Consider the following 18,041-nt stretch of genomic DNA (forward strand, 5'->3'; position numbering starts at 1 on the left):
GACCATGCTGCTATATACGATCTACCTGGTGGCGATTGTCGCCGAAGCGATGTCCGGCGCCATCATGGGCATGCGGCGCGGCATGGATTTGTTCGGCATCTGCATGATCGGCACCGTCACGGCGCTCGGTGGCGGCACCGTGCGCGACGTGCTGCTGGGGCACTATCCGCTGGGCTGGATCGCGCATCCCGAATACCTGTTGTTTACCATCGGCGCGGCCATTGTGACGGCCTTTGTCGCGCGCTATCTGCATCATCTGCGCGCCATCTTTTTGCTGGTCGACGGCCTGGGCCTGGTGGCGTTTTGCGTGATCGGCTGCGACATCGCCATGTCGGCCAAGATGCATCCGGCCATCGTCGTGCTGGCGGGGATGATCACGGGCGTCTTCGGCGGCTTGCTGCGCGATATCCTGTGCAACCAGATTCCCCTCGTGCTGCAGCGCGAAGTGTATGCCACCGTGGCCCTGTTTACGGGCGCCCTGTATGTCGGCCTGCTGCACTTCAAGGTCGACAGCTCCGTGGCGCAGCTGTCGTCCATCGGCGCGGGCTTTTTGTTCCGCTTCCTGGCCTTGCACTTCGAGTGGCGCCTGCCGAATTTCAACGGTGACCGGATCCGGGGATTCGAATAGCGGCGGCGCCGTCGGGCATATCGTTAAATACCGCCCATGCAGATGTATTTGATGACCAGGTAATCGTCGATCCCGTACGACGATCCCTCCCGGCCCAGGCCCGACTGCTTGACGCCGCCGAACGGCGCCACTTCCGTCGAGATCAGCCCCGTGTTCACGCCCACCATGCCGGATTCCAGGCCTTCGGCGACCTTCCAGATGCGGCCGATGTCGCGCGAATAGAAATAGGACGCCAGGCCGAATTCCGTGTTGTTGGCCAGGGCGATGACTTCCTCGTCCGTCTTGAAGCGGAACAGGGGCGCCAGTGGCCCGAACGTCTCTTCGCTGGCCACCAGCATGTCGTTCGTCACGTCGGCGATCACGGTGGGCTGGAAGAAGTTGTGGCCCAGCGTATGGCGCTTGCCGCCCAGTAGCAGGCGCCCGCCCTTGGCCAGTGCGTCGGCCACGTGCTGCTCCACTTTTTTTACGGCCTTTTCCTCGATCAGCGGACCCTGCGTGACGCCTTCGTCGGCGCCGTTACCCACCTTGAGTTTTTGCACGGCCGCCACCAGCTTTTGCGCGAAGGCCTCGTACACGCCATCTTGCACGTACAGGCGGTTGGCGCACACGCAGGTCTGGCCCGCGTTGCGGTATTTCGAGGCGATGGCGCCTTCCACTGCCGCATCCAGGTCGGCGTCGTCGAAGACGATGAACGGCGCATTGCCGCCCAGTTCCAGCGACAGCTTTTTGATCGTCGGCGCGCACTGGCGCATCAGCATGCGGCCCACTTCCGTCGATCCCGTGAAACTGAGCTTGCGCACGAGGGGATTGGACGTCATCTCATCGCCGATCTCCTGCGACGAGCCCGTGATGACATTGAACACGCCCGCAGGCACACCCGCGCGTTCGGCCAGCACGGCCAGCGCCAGCGCGGAAAACGGCGTCATGCCGGCCGGCTTGACGAGCATCGGGCAGCCGGCCGCCAGCGCCGGTCCTGCCTTGCGCGTGATCATCGCGGCGGGGAAGTTCCAGGGGGTGATGGCGGCGCACACGCCGATCGGCTCCTTCGTCACGACGATGCGCCGGTCCGGCCACGGCGACTGCAGGGTATCGCCCGCGACGCGCTTGCCTTCTTCGGCGAACCATTCGATGAAGGAGGCGGCGTATTGCACTTCGCCTTTGGCTTCGAGCAAGGGCTTGCCCTGTTCCGCCGTCATGATCAGCGCCAGGTCGTCCGCGTTTTCCAGTATCAGGTCATTCCAGCGGCGCAGCACGGCTGCGCGTTCCTTGGCCGTCTTCTTGCGCCAGGCGGGCCAGGCGGCGTTGGCCGCGCTGATGGCGTTCCTTGTCTCCTGCGTGCCCATCACGGGCACATGGCCGATCACTTCACCCGTGGCGGGATTGCGGACGTCGGCGTGCTGGCCGCCGTCGGCATCGAGCCATAGTCCGTTCAGGTAGCATTGCTGGCGTAGCAGCGCGGGATCTTTCAGTGTGAGCATGGCAGACTTTCAGCAGTGGTTGCGTGATCGTCCATGGTAGTCCTTTTTGCCGGGCGCACGATTGCGTCCCATGTGCGGCGTCTGGCCTTCAAAAATAGTTGACCATTTTTAACCCCGTTTCGCCGCGCATGCCGTTTCATGGTCATTACCCCAATCAACCGGAGCAGAAGCGATGTCCAGCGCCCACAAGATCATATTGATGCTGTCCCTGCTGCTGTCGGCAGGCAGCCATGCCGCCGGCACGGCGCCGCGCAAGACCCTGGCGCCGTTCGCCAGCGAGCAGGCCTTGAGCAGCTACCTGCAGCAACTGCAGGCGCGCCAGGCGGCCTTGCTGCGGGAGCAGCAGAAACTGCAGCGCGCCACGGCGCAGTACATGTCGGCGCCGCCCGCACCGCCGCCAGCGCCAGCGCCGATGGTGGCGAAAGCGGCGCCGGCGGCGTCGGCAGAGGCGGCCGAATCCGTCACCAATGTGCAGACGGCGGGCGTGGACGAAGGCGGCATCGTCAAGCTGCACGGCAAGCACCTTGTGATGCTCCGGCGCGGCAAGCTGTTCACCGTGCAGGTGGGCGGCAATGCCCTGCAGCCCGTGGCGGCGCTCGACGCGTTCGCGCCGGGCAGCGACCCGTCGGGCAGCTGGTATGACGAAATGCTGATCGATGGCGACACGGTCGTGGTGATCGGCTACAGCTACAGCCGTGGCGGCACGGAGATCGGCCTGTTCGACATCGGTGCGGATGGCAAGCTGGCGTATCGCGCCACGTATCATTTGCGCTCCAACGATTATTATTCGTCGCGCAATTACGCCAGCCGCCTGATCGGCAGCAAACTGGTATTCTATTCGCCCCTGTCGCTGAACCTGCGCCGGGGCGACCCGTTTGGCGGCTTTCCCGCGCTGCGCCGCTGGCGTCCCGACGCCGTACCGTCCGACTTCAAGCGCATCGCCCCGGCCACGCGCATTTACCGCACCGATGAAGAGCCCGAACCGGGCTTTGGTCTGACCCTGCATACGGTCACCGTGTGCGACCTGGCGCAGCGCGACATGCGCTGCGAAGCGACCGCCGTGATGGGGCCGCAGGGGCGCGTGTTTTATGTGTCGGGCGAATCCGTTTTCGTGTGGACGACGCGCCGGGGCAGCGATTCGGGCGTGTTCCGCATTCCCCTCGACGGCTCGGCGCCCAGCGCCCTGAAGGTGGCTGGCGCGCCCGTCGACCAGTTCTCGTTCCTCGAAAGCGGCGACGGCCACCTGAACGTCCTGCTGCGCGCCGAGGGCCAGGGCGACGCGATGTGGGATGGCACGCGGGGGCGCGGCGACATGGCCCTGCTGCGCGTGCCATTGGCGTCGTTTTCCGATGGCCGCGACAGTGCGCCGGCCGGCAGCTACCAGCCGCTGCCCGGCGGTGGCGGCTACGGCCTGCAGAACCGCTATGTGGGACCCTATCTGTTGTACGGCAATCCGGGCAATGCGGGGCGCCGCAAGGCCGACCAGGCCTGGCCACGCCAGCCCCTGTATGCACTGCGCTGGGCCGATGCGGGCAGCGTGCAAGCCTTGTCGCTGCCGCACGGCGTGGAGCGCATCGAGGCGATGGGCAATGACGCCGTGGTGATCGGCGCGCAGGGCAGGGATCTGCACTTCAGCACCATCGGCCTGGGGGCGCAGGCGGCGGTCGCCACGCGCTACATCCGCGCCGATGCGGCGCAGGGCGAGTCGCGCAGCCACGGCTTTTTCTACAAGCCGCAAGCGGCCGGCGAGGGCATGATCGGCCTGCCCATCCTGGGCGCGGACGAACGGCCTGGCCTCAACAAGTCAGCCGCCTCCGTCCTGTACCTGCGCAACAGCGGCCTGCAATTGAGTGAACTGGGCGCGCTGGCGGCGCGGCCCGGCCCGGCACCGGACGACGGCTGCCGCGCGTCGTGCGTGGACTGGTACGGCAATGCGCGTCCTTTGTTCCTGCAGGGCCGCGTCTTCGCCTTGCTCGGCTATGAACTGGTGGAAGGGGCGCTCAAGGAGGGGCAGATCCGCGAAGTGCGCCGCGTCAGCTATGCGCCCAATGCCTCCTCTTTGCGCTGAAGGCGCGGGGAAATTGTCGCCGCCGCGTAGTTCGGCTACACTGGTCCGCATGCCCGACACTTTATTGACCGCGACGGATGAAGACCTGATGCTGCGCTACAGCGCCGGCGACCTGCCGTCGTTTCGCGAGCTGTACCGGCGCCACAGCCAGGGCCTGTACCGCTTCGTGGCCTGGCGTTCGCCGCGCCGCGCGTGGGTGGACGAGATCGTGCAGGATGCGTGGGCCAGCCTGCATGCGGCGCGCGCCGGCTACCAGCCGCAGGCGGCGTTTCGCACCTATCTGTACCAGATCGCGCGCAACCGCCTGATCGACCTCCTGCGCCAGCGGGAAGGACAGGACCACTGCGACGCGGGCGAACTGGCGGACGAGGGCGCCTCGCCGCCGCAGTCGCTGGAGCAGAAACAGCAGCACGCGCGGCTGCATGCGGCCATCGCCGCGCTGCCGGCGGAACAGAAGGAAGCGCTGGTGCTGCAGCAGTTCAGCGGCATGAGCATCCTCGAGATCGCCGCGGTGACGGGGGCGGAAGCGGAAACCGTCAAGAGCCGGCTGCGCTACGCCATGCAGAAATTGCGCGCGGGCTTGGACAGCGCCGCTGGCGCGGGAGGACAGGCATGAATACGCACAATCACGACGAACCGAATGACGAGGAATTGACCGCGCTGCTGGCCAGCCTGCCGCAGCCGGCGCCTTCCAGCGCGCTCGATGCGGCCATCCTGGCCGACGCGGAAACAGCCTTGCACCAGCCGGCAGCGGCCAATGACAGCGCCGATGGCGTGCTGCACACTCTGCCGGCCAAGAAATCACCGGACTACCTGCAGCGCTGGCGCGTTCCACTGGGGCTGGCCGCTGCCGTGCTGCTGACGGTAAACCTGATCGGCGTGGACTGGTTCGGCTCGAAGCCGGCGCAGTTTCCCGTGGTCGGGGAACCGGTCACGCAGGAGGTGATGCAGGAAGCCGCACCGGCCGCTGCACCTGCGACGGAGTCCGCGCCGCCGCCGCCGCCGCCGGCACCGCGCGCCATGGCCAAGGCGGCACCGAGGCCGCCGGTGCAGGCCGAGCCGGTAGCAGCCGTGCCGTCAGCACCCCCGCTGGCGGCGACCGTACCCTTGGCGCCTCCTGCGCCGCCGCCACCACCGGCGCCTGCCGCGGCAATCGAGCAGCAAGCCGCCATGCAGGCCGAGGCCGGCCTGCAGCGTCAGGCGCCGGTGCAGCGCGCGCTGGCCATGCCCGCTCCCGTGGCGGCCCGCTCCGCGCCGCTGCCGCCGCCCGCAAAGCTCGACGCTGGCGTGTGGCTGGTGAAGATCGACGCCCTGCTCAAGGCGGGCGAGGGTGCCCTGGCGCACGAGGAGTGGACGGCGTTCCGGCAGGCGTATCCCGACTATCCGGTGGCCGAGGAGCTGCGGCAGCGGCTGGAAAAGAAATAGCGCGTTACACGATCCCTTTCCTGCGTTCCCACACGGCGCTGCCCACGAAAATGGCGGCGCACACCCACATCACGGCCGGCAGGGCGTTTACGCCGGCCGATTGCATCAGGACGCCCGTCAGCAGGGGACCGCCGCCGCTGGTGATGCCCCAGGTGGCGTTGACGATGGCGCTGGCGCTGGTCAGCGACAGCCCCGTGAAACGCTCGCCGCAGGCCACCAGCGCCAGCATGTAGATGCCGCCCGCCGCCGCGCCCAGCAACAGCAGCAAGGTCCACCACAGCCATGGCGTGCCGACGGCAAACGGCAGCAGCGGCAGCAGCAGGCAGACGGCCACGCCGCAGCCCGCGTGCACCCTGGCGCGGCCGAAACGGTCGGCCATCCAGCCCAGCGCGAATTGCAGGCCCGTATCGCCCACCAGCACCACGGTGGCCGACAGCAGGGCCAGGTCCGTGCCGATGCCGTGCTCCATCGCATACAGGGGCAGGAGACTCAATGCCAGCGTGTCGAACAGGGCGAAGAAGGCGGCACCGAGCACGATCATCGGCATGCGCGGCAGGATCAGGGTCCACTTCACGCCGTGTTCTTGCGGTTCCTTTTCCGGGCCGCTGTTCGAGATCAGCATCAGGCCCGGCACGGCCAGCAGAAACAGCAGGCCGCAGGCGGCGAAGCTCCACGCAATCTTGTCGTTGAAGAGGGCCACGAGGGCGGGGCCGATCAGCTGGAAGAAGGTAAAACTGGTGGTGTACATGGCCACTACGCGGCCGCGCGAATTGTCGGGCGCCAGGCGGTTGACCCACGCTTCGCCGATGGTAAACAGCACGCCCATGGCGCCGCCGAACAGGAAGCGCAGCACGCTCCACGCCAGCAGGTGGTCGCTGAACTGCATGGCGATCGTCGCCAGCGAGGCCACCCAGACGGCGCCCAGCATGGTGGCGCGCGCGCCGAAACGCCCCACCCAGCCCGAGACGAACGGCGAGGCGGCCAGGATGCCGAGGGCGCTGACGGCCGTGATCATGCCGATGATGTCCGTGCCCACGCCGCGCTGGTGCAGGGTCAGCGCCGTCAACGGCATGGTCGCGCCCAGGCCCAGGCCGACCACGCCGATGCTGACCACGAGGGCGAAGAAGTCGCGCCACGGCATGGTCTTCATGGCTGCCCCCGCAAGGGGGAAAAGGTGTTCGGAATGGCGGGAAAACGGTATGGATGCATGGGAAAGTAGGCAACTGTGCCTGCGGCGCTGGTGTTTGGCGCCCGACGGGCATATGATGATTTTAATAAAGGCAATATTGCAAAGCCGTAGTGTAGGCGATGTGTGCCGCCGCTGGCCACGTCCATCGGTGTGGCAGACTCTACCGGCTCTGCTGTACAGTGAAGCGAGCGGCAGCGCTGTCATGGCGCTGTCATTGGATCGTCACGCCAGCGAGGTAGCACCATGCGCCATCCCATCGTTCTCGTTCCCGCCTGCCAGCGCCAGCTGGGCAGCCACGCCTGGCACATGGCGCAGGACAAATACCTGCACGCCGTGCTGCGCGGCGCCGGCTGCATGCCGCTGCTGATGCCGGCCCTGGGCGCTGAAGCCGACCTGGAAGCGGTGCTGCGGATCGCCGACGGCGTCATGCTGACCGGTTCCGCCTCGAACGTCGATGCGCGCCTGTATGGCGAAGAGATCCTGCATCCCGACCTGCCGCAGGACCCCGCGCGCGACGCCACCACCTTGCCCCTGATCCGCGCCGCACTGACGTTGCAGTTGCCGCTGCTGGCCATCTGCCGCGGCTTCCAGGAAGTCAACGTGGCCCTGGGCGGCAGCCTGCACCAGGCCGTGCAGGCGGTGCCGGGCATGATGGATCACCGCGAGAACGTGCTCGATCCGCTGGCGCGCCAGTATGCGCCCGCGCACCGCATCAAGCTGATGCCCGACGGCGTGCTGTCACGGTTGCTGGGCGGCGAGAACGAAATGATGGTCAATTCCCTGCATGGCCAGGGCATCGCCCGGCTGGCCGATGGCTTGCTGGTGGAAGCGCTGGCCGACGATGGCCTGGTGGAAGCGTACACGGTGGCCAGCGCCGCCGGCTTTGCGCTGGCCGTGCAATGGCACCCGGAATGGCAGGTCGAGGACAATCCGCAGTCCATGCGGCTGTTCGGCGCCTTCGGCCAGGCTTGCCGCGACTACCAGGAGCAGCACAGAAAGACAGAATGACCGGCGCACCGCCCGCAGTACGCGGTGTTTGATCAAGACCAGCGAGAGGGAAACATGGCAATACGCGAAAATTTCACTTATACGGATATGGATTTGTGGCTCAATGAAAAGCGCGTCACGGAGATCGAATGCCTGGTACCCGACTTGACGGGCGTGGCGCGGGGGAAGATCCTGCCGCGCGGGAAATTCACCCAGGAACGCGGCATGCGCATTCCGGAAGCGGTACTGGGCATGACGGTGACGGGCAATTATCCGGTCGACGATGGCGGCTATGACCGCGCCATTTCCAGCACCGACCGCGACATGATTTTAAAGGCCGATCCCACCACCATCACCATGGTGCCCTGGGCTACGGACCCCACCGCGCAAGTCATCCACGACTGCTATTTTGCCGATGGCGCGCTGGTCGATTTTGCTCCCCGCTCCGTGCTGCGGCGCGTGCTGAAACTGTATGCGGACAAGGGCTGGAAACCCGTGGTGGCGCCGGAACTGGAGTTCTACCTGACGGCGAAAAACACGGACCCCGATTTGCCATTGAAACCGCCCATCGGGCGCAGCGGCCGGGCCGAGACGAGCCGCCAGGTGTACAGCATCGACGCCGTCAACGAATTCGATCCGCTGTTCGAGGATATCTACGATTACTGCGAACTGATGAACCTTGACGTCGATACGCTGATCCACGAAATCGGCGCGGGTCAGATGGAAATCAACTTCCTGCACGGCGATCCGCTGGGCCTGGCCGACAAGGTCTTCTTCTTCAAGCGCACCTTGCGCGAAGCGGCGTTAAAACACGATATGTACGCCACCTTCATGGCCAAGCCCATGGCGGGCGAGCCGGGTTCCGCCATGCACGTGCACCAGAGCGTCGTCGATGCGAAGACGGGCCTGAACATCTTCAGCAACGAGGACGGTTCGGCCGCGCCCATCTTCAAGCATTACATCGCGGGCCTGCAGCGCTACATGCCGTCGGCCATGGCCATCGTCGCGCCCTACGTGAATTCCTACCGCCGCATCGTGCGCCACACGGCCGCGCCGATCAACATCCAGTGGGGCCTGGACAACCGCACGGTGGGCTTCCGCGTGCCCGAGTCGGGCGTGCAGGACCGCCGCGTGGAAAACCGCATCATCGGCGCCGACGCGAATCCCTACCTGGCCCTGGCCGTCACGCTGGCCTGCGGCTATCTCGGCATGACGGAGCAGCTGGAAGCGACGCCGATGATGGTGGGCAGCGCCTACGACATGAAATTCGAGCTGCCGCAAGGCTTGCCCGAGGCCCTGCAGCTTCTGCGCGCGGAAGACAAGCTGCGCACGGTGCTGGGCGAGCGCTTCATCGACGTGTATGCGGCCATCAAGGACCTGGAGCACCAGGAATTCATGACCGTCATCAGTCCGTGGGAGCGCGAACACCTGTTATTACACGTTTAAAAGGAACACGCATGAGCACATCCAACAATCCGCTGGCGCCGAGCGCCGCTTTTGTATCGTCCGTGGCGCAAAAGAACGCGGCGCCGCAGGTGTACGACACGGCCGCCATCCAGAAAATGGATACGGCCCATTACCTGCATCCGTTCACCGATTTCCAGGACCTGGCAAGCAAGGGCGCCAGGGTAATGGTGCGCGGCGATGGCGTCTACCTGTGGGATAGCCAGGGCAAGAAGATCGTCGACGGCATGTCGGGCCTGTGGTGCGTCAACGTGGGCTACGGCCGCACGTCGATTTCGCAAGCCGTGTACAGGCAGATGGAGACGCTGCCCTTCTATAACAGCTTCTTTGGCACGACGAACGTGCCGGCCGCGCAACTGGCGGCCAAGCTGGCGCAGATATCGCCGCCGCAGTTCCAGCATGTGTTCTTCACCAGTTCCGGCTCGGAAGGCAACGACACGAATTTGCGCATGGTGCGCCGCTACTGGGATATCCTCGGCTACAAGGAGCGCCACACCATCATCAGCCGCCATAACGCCTATCACGGCAGCACGGTGGCGGGAGCATCGCTGGGCGGCATGGACGGCATGCATGCGCAGGGTGGCTTGCCGATACCGGGCATCGCGCATATCGGCCAGCCCAATTACCTGGAGTCGGGCCACGGCTTGTCTCCGGAAGCCTTCGGCCTGAAGGCGGCTGGCTGGCTGGAAGACAAGATCCTGGAAATCGGCGCCGACAAGGTGGCCGCCTTCATCGGCGAGCCGGTACAGGGCGCGGGCGGCGTCATCATCCCGCCATCGACCTACTGGCCCGAAGTCCAGCGCATCTGCGACAAGTACGGCATCTTGCTGATCGCCGATGAAGTCATCTGCGGCTTCGGACGACTGGGGCGCTGGTTCGGCTCCGAGCTGTTCGGCATCAAGCCCGACCTGATCACGTTTGCCAAGGGCGTCACCTCGGGCTATGTGCCCTTGGGCGGCGTGCTGGTGGGCGACAGGGTGGCCAAGGTATTGATCGAGCAGGGCGGCGAATTCACGCACGGTTTCACGTATTCGGGTCACCCCGTGGCCTGTGCGGCCGCGCTGGAAAACATCCGCATCATCGAGGAAGAGCAGCTGGTGGCGAAGGTGGCCGACGATACGGGACCGTACCTGAAGCAGTGCTTCGCCAGCCTGGGCGAGCATCCGCTGGTCGGCTATGCTGACAGCTGCGGCCTCGTCGCGGGCCTGAACCTGGTGCGCCGCAAGGGCGCCACCGTGCACGACAACGAGCTGTTCGACGAGGACCAGGGCGTGGGCATGATCTGCCGCGGCCACATGTTCGACAACGGCGTCATCATGCGCGCCGTGGGCGAGCGCATGATCGTCGCCCCGCCCCTGGTCATGACGCGCGCGCAGATCGATGAGATGGTGGCGCTGATACGGCTGTGCCTGGACAAGACGTATGCGGACGTGAAAGCGAAGGGCTGGGTTTAGCTCTGAGCTGGCTTAAATACCGGGGTCAGACCCGCCGGGTCTGACCCCAGTCTTTGCCGTTGGGTTTTCACCCAAATAAGCAGCATCTATGCATTTTTTGGACCGCAAAGGCGGCAGTTCCGCTAAACTTCCATCCTGGCCGCTCCTGTAGTGGCCAGTTTTTCATTTTGTCACCCTCTTACCCAGAAGCTACCCACACATGACGATAGCAACACCTGCCGCGTCGGCCAGCGACGCCCAAGCGCCTTTCTTGCTGATTGATCAGCTGGTCAAGGAATTCGATGGCGTGCGCGCCGTCGATGGCATTTCCGTCACGATCAACAAGGGCGAGATCTTTGCCCTGCTGGGCAGTTCAGGTTGCGGCAAGTCGACCCTGCTGCGCATGCTGGCCGGTTTCGAGACGCCGACCTCGGGGCGCATCGCCCTGGCGGGCAACAGCATCGTCGACGTGCCGCCGCACCAGCGGCCCATCAACATGATGTTCCAGTCGTACGCGCTGTTCCCCCACCTGTCCGTGTGGGACAACATCGCTTTCGGCCTGCGCCGCGACGGCTTGCCGAAAGCGGAAGTGGCGGCGCGGGTCGAACAGATGCTGGCGCTGGTGCAGCTGGGCCAATACGCGAAGCGCAAGCCGCACCAGCTGTCGGGCGGCCAGCAGCAGCGTGTGGCGCTGGCGCGCAGCCTGGCCAAGCGTCCGCAGTTGCTGCTGCTCGACGAGCCGCTGGGCGCGCTCGATAAGAAACTGCGCGAACGCACGCAGATGGAACTGGTCAACATCATCGAGCAGGTGGGCGTGACGTGCGTGATGGTCACGCACGACCAGGACGAGGCCATGAGCATGGCCACGCGCATCGCCGTCATGAGCGAAGGGCGCATCCTGCAGGTGGGCGCGCCCGGTGAAATCTACGAGACGCCGAATTGCCGTTTCGTCGCCGACTTCATCGGCAGCGTCAACCTGTTCGATGGCCGCATCTCGGAAGACGAACCTGATCACGTGGTCATCGACACGCCCGACGGCCGCCACTATGTCGCACATGGCATCACGGGCAATCTGGGCATGGATGTCTCGGTGGCCGTGCGCCCCGAAAAGATCGGCATCCAGACCGAACCGCCCGCCTTGGAAGAACGGGCTTCGCCAGCGGAACACGTCTACAACTGCGCCCAGGGCGTGATTGTCGCCATGGCGTATTTTGGCAATGAAACGAGCTACCACGTGCGCCTCGACAGCGGCACGGTGGTGAAAGTCTCGCGCACCAACGCGGCCCGCCACGACGCCGCGCGCCTCGAGCGCGAGCAGCGCGTGTGGGTGTGGTGGGACGGCGCCGACATCGTCGTGCTGACCAGCTGAGGCCACCATGACGTCCATTTTGCAATCGCTGCGCAAGCTCGTCACCCTGCGTTGGGTCACTGGGCGCAACGCCGTCATCGCCGTGCCCGCGCTGTTCCTGACGGCCGCCTTTTTGGTACCGTTCCTGATCGTGCTGCGCATCAGCCTGTCCGACATGGACACGGCGGGCAGTCCGTTCGGCGGCTTGCTGTCGTACGTTGACGGCATCGTCGTGCTGAAGGTCAAAATCGCCAACTATCTGTTCATCGCCGCCGATGAACTGTATCTGCTCACCTACCTCAGTTCCATCAAGTACGCGGCCATCACCACGGCCATTTGCCTGTTCATCGGCTACCCGTTCGCCTACTTCATGGCGCGCGCCAGGCCGGCCATCCGCCCCGTGCTGATGATGCTGGTGATGCTGCCGTTCTGGACCTCGTTCCTGCTGCGCGTGTATGCGTGGAAGGGCATCCTGGCCAATCACGGCTTGCTCAACGATCTCTTGATCGCGCTGGGCGTGGTGAGCGAACCGCTGCACATGATGAACACCTCGTTTTCGCTGGTCGTCGGCATGGTGTATGCCTATCTGCCGTTCATGATCCTGCCCCTGTACGCGAACCTGGTGAAAATGGACGTGCGTTATCTGGAAGCGGCGGCCGACCTGGGCGCCACGCCCCTGCAGGCGTTCTGGCGCATCACCGTGCCCCTGTCAAAGTCGGGCATCATCGCCGGCGCCATGCTGGTGTTCATTCCGTCCGTGGGCGAATACGTGATTCCCGAGCTGCTGGGCGGCCCGGAAACCCTGATGATCGGCCGCGTGCTGTGGGATGAGTATTTCACGAATAACGACTGGGCCATGGCTTCGTCCGTGACGGTGCTGGTGATCCTGCTGATCCTCGTGCCGATGGCCATTTTTAACAAATACAAGACCGACCAGGACGCGGAGGAGCGCACATGAACGGACGTACCTTCCTGCAGCGCTGGTTCGGGCGCGGCTGGCTCTCGCTGGGCTACCTGTTCCTCTACCTGCCCATCATCGTGCTGATCGTCTTCTCGTTCAACAGCTCGCGCCAGGACATGGTGTGGAGCGGCTTCTCGCTGCGCTGGTACAGCGAGTTGATGAGCGATGCGGAGATCATCTCGGGCTTCGGTTTATCCCTGAAGATCGCCTTCATGTCGGCCACGTCGTCCGTCATCCTCGGCACCTTTGCCGCCTTTGCCTTGAGTAGTTACCAGCGCTTCCGCGGCCGCACGGTGTTTTCCGCCATGGTCAGCGCGCCCTTGGTGATGCCGGAAGTGATCATCGGCCTGTCCCTGCTGCTGATGCTGGTGTCCATGCAAAAGGTCTTCGGTTTCCCCGAGCGGGGCGTGCTGACCATCTGGCTCGGCCACACCCTGCTGGGCATGGCGTATGCGGCCGTGGTGGTGCAATCGCGCCTGCAGGAAATGAGCAAGTCGCTGGCGGAAGCGGCCATGGACCTCGGTTGCCGCGCGCACCAGGTATTCTTCCTCGTGACCCTGCCGAACATCACGCAGGCACTGGCATCAAGCTGGCTGCTGACGTTCACCTTGTCGCTGGACGACGTGGTGCTCTCCGCTTTCCTGTCCGGCCCCGGTTCGACGACGATGCCGCTGGTGATCTTCTCGCGCGCGCGCCTGGGGCTCGACCCGCGCGTCAATGCCATCGCCGCGCTGACCATCCTCGTCGTGACGATTGCCGTGATCGTGTATGCCGTGATGCTGGCGCGCGCCGACCGCAGACGCCGCAAGCAGATGTCTGCGGCGTATTCGGCGGACCAGGAGTAAGCTGCTTGTAAACTGACACAGGAGACGACCATGACGGAAAACACCAGTTGGCATGCACGGGCCGCAGAGATCAAGATCGATGGCCGCGCTGTCATCAACGGCGAGCGCGCCTGGGCCAGGTCCGGCCAGACTTTCGACAATCTGTCGCCCATCGACGGGCGCTTGCTGGGGCAGGTGGCCCGCTGCGACGGCGCCGACGTGGAGGCGGCCGTGCAGGCCGCGCGCGCCGCCTTTGACGACCGCCGCTGGGCCGGTAAATCGCCGGCGCAGCGCAAGCGGATATTGATCAAGTTCGCCGACCTGATACAGAAATACGGTCCTGAGCTGGCCCTGCTGGAAACCCTGGACATGGGCAAACCGATCAAGTACAGCCAGAGCGTGGATGTGGGCGCCACGGCCAACTGCCTGCGCTGGTATGGCGAGGCGATCGACAAGGTCTACGATGAAATCGCCCCGACGCCCGCCAACAGCCTGGCCCTGATCACGCGCGAACCGGTGGGCGTCGTCGCCGCCATCGTGCCGTGGAATTACCCGATGATCATGGCCGCCTGGAAGATCGCGCCCGCCCTCGCGGCCGGCAACAGCGTGATATTGAAACCGTCTGAAAAATCGCCGCTGACGGCCCTGCGCCTGGCCGACATCGCGCTGGAAGCGGGCGTGCCGGCGGGCGTGTTCAACGTGCTGCCCGGCTACGGCAACGAGGCCGGCGCCGCGCTGGCGCTGCACATGGATGTCGATTGCATCGGCTTTACGGGTTCCACGCGCACGGGGAAACTGATCGTGCAGATGGCGGGCCAGTCGAATCTGAAACGGGCGTGGACGGAACTGGGCGGCAAGTCCGCCAACATCGTGTGCGCCGATTGTCCGGACCTGGACAAGGCCGTGGCGGCCGCCGTCGGCTCCATCTTCTTCAACCAGGGCGAAAGCTGCAATGCGCCTTCGCGCCTGTTCGTGGAAGAATCGATCAAGGAAGAATTCCTCGCCAAGGCGCTGGCCATGCTGCCCCGCTTCCAGCCGGGCGATCCGCTCGATGAAGCCACCGTCATGGGCGCCATCGTCGACGCCACGCAAATGCAAACAGTGATGGGCTATATCGCGTCCGGCAAGAACGAAGGCGCGCAATTGCTGGGCGGCGGCGAGGCCGTGCGCCTTGATACGGGCGGCTACTACGTGCAGCCGACCATCTTCGGCGTGGACGCCGGCATGACGATCGCGCGCGAAGAGATCTTCGGGCCCGTGTTGTCCGTGCTGGGCTTTACGGATATCGCCGAAGCCATCCAACAGGCCAACGCCACGCCCTACGGCCTGCAGGCGGCCGTGTGGACCTCGGACATCAGCAAGGCCATCCACACGTCGCGCGCCCTGCGCGCGGGCACCGTGCACGTCAACCAGTACGACGGCGACGACATCACCGTGCCGTTCGGCGGCTACAAGCAGTCGGGCAACGGGCGCGACAAGTCGCTCCATGCGCTGGACAAGTACACGGAGCTGAAGACGACGTGGATACAGGTGGGATAGTTTCTATAAGGGTACTTAAAAGGGCTAATTAAGAGTGTTTTCGGCTTAAAATAGTCCTTTTAGGTACTATTAAATTTTTCATGGCGCTGCACTTGCTAAAATTTGGATCGTATAAGTGCTAATTTAAGGATAAACTGAACACAATTAGCTACTATAAGATCCAATTGGAGCGGCCATGCAATGCCATTTTCAAATTTTTCATGATGATGCGTGGCACGATTGCGCATCGCTGACTTTGCTTGAGCCTGCAGGCGGCAATCCACGTACCGCTGCCCTGTTCGAGTATGACCTCGATTATGCCTTCTTCAAGCTTGAGAGTGGGCCTGTCTCGCTGCGTTTTCCCGTCACGGCAGAGATGCAGAAGCTGGCGCAATGGCCAGCCTTTATCTTTGACCTGATTCCCCAGGGAAGCGGACGGACATATCTGCTTGGGCAGCTGCAACTGGCCGATGGTCCGGCTGCCGATTTTCCGCTGATGTGCGCCGGCGCGTTCAATCCCGTCGGGCGCGTGCGCATCGCCGAGGCCGTGCAGTACTACGCACAACATATGCATCGCCATGACCAGGGCAAGCCGCTGAGCGGCTTTTCACTGGACGAGATCATAGGTCGCGGCGATGCCTTCAATGAGCGCATGCTGATGCATGGCATGCTGGCCGCCGGCAGTCTGGGGGTGCAAGGAGCTGCGCCGAAATATCTGCTGACCACTGACCATGCCGGTCTCTGGCATGCCGATGGCGCCTTGGCGGACCAGGACGCGGCTGCCCATTTCATCGTCAAGCGTCCGCGCGGAAAGACCGCCAGCGACGCCAAGGTATTGCGGAATGAGGCCGCATACATGACTGTGGCGCGCGCGGTGGGCTTGCGCACCGAAGGCCAGTTGCGCTACCAGGACGATACCTTGTTCATTCCCCGCTTTGACCGCCGCATCCTCGATGGAAAAGTGCTGCGACTGCATCAGGAAAGCGCCGCTTCGCTGGCAGGTATCGTCGGCTTTGAAGCCACGCCCAGCCAGTTCGACCTATTGCAGGCGCTGCGCGCCGTCGTCAGCGACAAGACTGCGGAAACCATCGAATTTCTCAAACGCGATATCTTGAACCTGGCCATGCGCAATACCGATAATCACGCACGCAATACGGCGGTGCAGCAAATTGGTGCCGAGGTGCGCCTCACGCCGCTGTTCGATTTTGCACCGATGTACCTGGACCCGGATGGCATACCACGCGCGGCCCGCTGGTATCACCCGGATACCAAAAACGAGCTGCATGACTGGACGACGATACTGGCTACGATCGGCATGCCGGACGTGGAGCGCCAGCAGATCCGCCTCGCGCTATACGGATTTTCCCGGCACCTGGTTGCGCTGGAACAGCATATGCAGGAGGCTGGCGTGGATGATGACATCATTGCTTTCCTCCGGCCACATATCGCCGGGCAGATCGAACAGCTCAAGGCATTGGGAGAGCACTGACATGGCGCGTACAAAGAAGACCGTTGACAAGGAAGAGTTGCGGCAGCGCAGGGCAGTGCTTTACGAAGCCATTGAAGCAGGAGCCGTCACGCTACAGCATGCCGTCAAGGAAATGCGCGCCATCTCGCGCATGACGCAGGCAGAGTTTGCGACGCATCGGGGCGTGAGCACGAAGGTTATCAAGGAGATCGAGAGCGGCAAGGGCAACCCGACCATCCAGACGCTGAACCGTATCGGGCAATTCTTTGGCCTGGAGGTGGCCTTTGTACGGACAGAAACGCTACGCGAAAAAAAAATCGCCCCGGCGAGTACCGGGGCGATATCGCCTCAATAGACTAGATCAGAAGCAGTGTTCCAGCGCCGGGAAGCTGCCATCCTTGACGGCTTTGACGTAGCCGGTGACGGCGTCGTCGATGCTGGCCGCGCCTTCCATGAAGTTGCGCACGAAGCGCGCCTTGCGGCCTGGGAAGACACCCAGCATGTCGTGCATGACGAGGACCTGGCCCGAGCAGTCGGGGCCGGCGCCGATGCCGATCGTGGGAATCGTCAGCATGTCGGTCACTTCCTTGCCCAGCTGCGACGGCATGGCTTCCATCAGCACGATGGCGGCGCCCGCGTTTTGCAGCACCAGCGCATCGTTTTTCAGCTCGGCGGCGCTTTCCGTGCTCTTGCCCTGCACCTTATAGCCGCCCAGCTGGTGCACGAATTGCGGCGTCAGGCCGATGTGGGCGCAGATGGGGATGCCGCGCTCGGTGAGGAAACGGACGGTCTCGGCCAGCCAGGCACCGCCTTCGATCTTGATCATGTGCGCGCCCGCCTGCATCAGGATGACGGCGTTGGCGTAAGCCGTTTCAGGCGTGCCGTACGCGCCGAACGGCAGGTCGGACAGGATCATGGCCGACTTGCTGCCGCGCGCCACGGACGCCGTGTGGTAGGCCAGTTCGGCCACGGTGACGGGCAGGGTGGAGTTCAGGCCGTTGCAGACCATGCCGAGCGAATCGCCGATCAGCAGGATCTCCACGCCGCAGCGGTCCATCAGCGACGCGAAGCTGGCGTCATAGCAGGTCAGCATGGTGATCTTTTCGCCGGCGGCGCGCAGCGTGGCCAGGGTGTGGATGGTCACGGCCTTGTTGGCGACAGGCTTGGATGGCGCCGGCGCCGGTGTGGCGGCCTTGTCTTTTGCGGCCAGATCTGTTCCTTGCAAATAAGCGGACATAGGTATTCTCTAG

At 64.3% G+C, this 18,041-nt stretch carries 16 protein-coding genes; 13 read left to right on the top strand and 3 right to left on the bottom strand.

Translation table 11 applies throughout. The features are described 5' to 3' along the window. The first annotated feature begins 4 nt into the window (after positions 1-4). Positions 5-628 carry a trimeric intracellular cation channel family protein gene (locus IGS60_RS00820; protein WP_070220436.1) on the top strand — a complete coding sequence of 208 codons (624 nt, stop codon included), beginning with the start codon at positions 5-7 and terminating at the stop codon, positions 626-628. Between the two features lie 23 nt (positions 629-651). On the opposite strand, the gene gabD is transcribed toward IGS60_RS00820, so the two are convergent. Then, a complete protein-coding gene (gabD, locus tag IGS60_RS00825) occupies positions 652-2,106 on the bottom strand; it encodes an NADP-dependent succinate-semialdehyde dehydrogenase (RefSeq protein WP_230501807.1) in 1,455 nt (484 codons plus the stop codon). Between the two features lie 172 nt (positions 2,107-2,278). Between gabD and IGS60_RS00830 the strand changes: the two genes are divergently transcribed. Genes IGS60_RS00830 through IGS60_RS00840 form a run of 3 tightly spaced genes read left to right on the top strand, consistent with a single transcriptional unit; the run spans position 2,279 to position 5,599 of the window. Beyond that, positions 2,279-4,174: a beta-propeller domain-containing protein gene (locus IGS60_RS00830; protein ID WP_230501809.1), complete on the top strand. Its 1,896-nt coding sequence runs from the start codon at positions 2,279-2,281 to the stop codon at positions 4,172-4,174. A gap of 49 nt (positions 4,175-4,223) precedes the next feature. Continuing rightward, positions 4,224-4,790 (top strand): sigma-70 family RNA polymerase sigma factor, encoded by a 567-nt coding sequence (locus tag IGS60_RS00835; RefSeq protein ID WP_230501811.1) that lies wholly within the window; start codon positions 4,224-4,226, stop codon positions 4,788-4,790. Next, positions 4,787-5,599 (top strand): hypothetical protein, encoded by an 813-nt coding sequence (locus IGS60_RS00840; protein WP_230501813.1) that lies wholly within the window; start codon positions 4,787-4,789, stop codon positions 5,597-5,599. The genes IGS60_RS00835 and IGS60_RS00840 overlap by 4 nt, the downstream gene beginning before the upstream one ends. Positions 5,600-5,603: 4 nt before the next feature. Here IGS60_RS00840 and IGS60_RS00845 read toward each other — a convergent pair whose 3' ends face one another. Continuing rightward, the gene (locus IGS60_RS00845) at positions 5,604-6,749 is read right to left on the bottom strand and encodes an MFS transporter (protein WP_070311695.1); all 1,146 of its coding nucleotides are present in this window, start codon (positions 6,747-6,749) and stop codon (positions 5,604-5,606) included. A 282-nt stretch (positions 6,750-7,031) separates the two neighbouring features. On the opposite strand from IGS60_RS00845, the gene IGS60_RS00850 reads away from it, so the two are divergent. The 9 genes from IGS60_RS00850 (at position 7,032) to IGS60_RS00890 (ending at position 17,146) form a co-directional block, all read left to right on the top strand. Then, complete coding sequence (locus IGS60_RS00850; RefSeq protein ID WP_230501815.1) at positions 7,032-7,796, top strand: gamma-glutamyl-gamma-aminobutyrate hydrolase family protein; 765 nt, start codon at positions 7,032-7,034, stop codon at positions 7,794-7,796. Positions 7,797-7,850: 54 nt separating this feature from the next. Then, on the top strand, positions 7,851-9,221 hold the full coding sequence (locus IGS60_RS00855) for a glutamine synthetase family protein (protein ID WP_035822563.1): 1,371 nt from the start codon (positions 7,851-7,853) through the stop codon (positions 9,219-9,221). Positions 9,222-9,232: 11 nt separating this feature from the next. Next, complete coding sequence (locus IGS60_RS00860) at positions 9,233-10,693, top strand: aspartate aminotransferase family protein (RefSeq protein WP_268993855.1); 1,461 nt, start codon at positions 9,233-9,235, stop codon at positions 10,691-10,693. 199 nt (positions 10,694-10,892) lie between these two features. Further along, positions 10,893-12,041, top strand: a complete 1,149-nt coding sequence (locus IGS60_RS00865) for an ABC transporter ATP-binding protein (RefSeq protein WP_230501817.1) — start codon at positions 10,893-10,895, stop codon at positions 12,039-12,041. A gap of 7 nt (positions 12,042-12,048) precedes the next feature. Then, positions 12,049-12,978: an ABC transporter permease subunit gene (locus IGS60_RS00870; RefSeq protein ID WP_230501819.1), complete on the top strand. Its 930-nt coding sequence runs from the start codon at positions 12,049-12,051 to the stop codon at positions 12,976-12,978. Beyond that, entirely contained in the window at positions 12,975-13,826 is an 852-nt protein-coding gene (locus tag IGS60_RS00875) for an ABC transporter permease (protein ID WP_070220415.1), read from the top strand. Before IGS60_RS00870 ends, IGS60_RS00875 begins: the two co-directional genes overlap by 4 nt. A 30-nt stretch (positions 13,827-13,856) precedes the next feature. Beyond that, a complete protein-coding gene (locus IGS60_RS00880; RefSeq protein ID WP_230501822.1) occupies positions 13,857-15,344 on the top strand; it encodes an aldehyde dehydrogenase in 1,488 nt (495 codons plus the stop codon). Between the two features lie 175 nt (positions 15,345-15,519). Further along, positions 15,520-16,812, top strand: a complete 1,293-nt coding sequence (locus tag IGS60_RS00885; RefSeq protein ID WP_230501824.1) for a type II toxin-antitoxin system HipA family toxin — start codon at positions 15,520-15,522, stop codon at positions 16,810-16,812. Position 16,813: 1 nt separating this feature from the next. Beyond that, the gene (locus IGS60_RS00890) at positions 16,814-17,146 is read left to right on the top strand and encodes a helix-turn-helix transcriptional regulator (protein WP_034746036.1); all 333 of its coding nucleotides are present in this window, start codon (positions 16,814-16,816) and stop codon (positions 17,144-17,146) included. A gap of 6 nt (positions 17,147-17,152) precedes the next feature. Here the strand turns inward: IGS60_RS00890 and panB are convergent, their stop codons facing one another. Then, positions 17,153-18,028: a 3-methyl-2-oxobutanoate hydroxymethyltransferase gene (panB, locus tag IGS60_RS00895; protein WP_230501826.1), complete on the bottom strand. Its 876-nt coding sequence runs from the start codon at positions 18,026-18,028 to the stop codon at positions 17,153-17,155. Between the last annotated feature and the right edge of the window lie 13 nt (positions 18,029-18,041).

Source organism: Janthinobacterium sp. FW305-128 (assembly GCF_020858135.1).
In the GTDB taxonomy this organism is placed as follows: Bacteria; Pseudomonadota; Gammaproteobacteria; order Burkholderiales; family Burkholderiaceae_D; genus Janthinobacterium.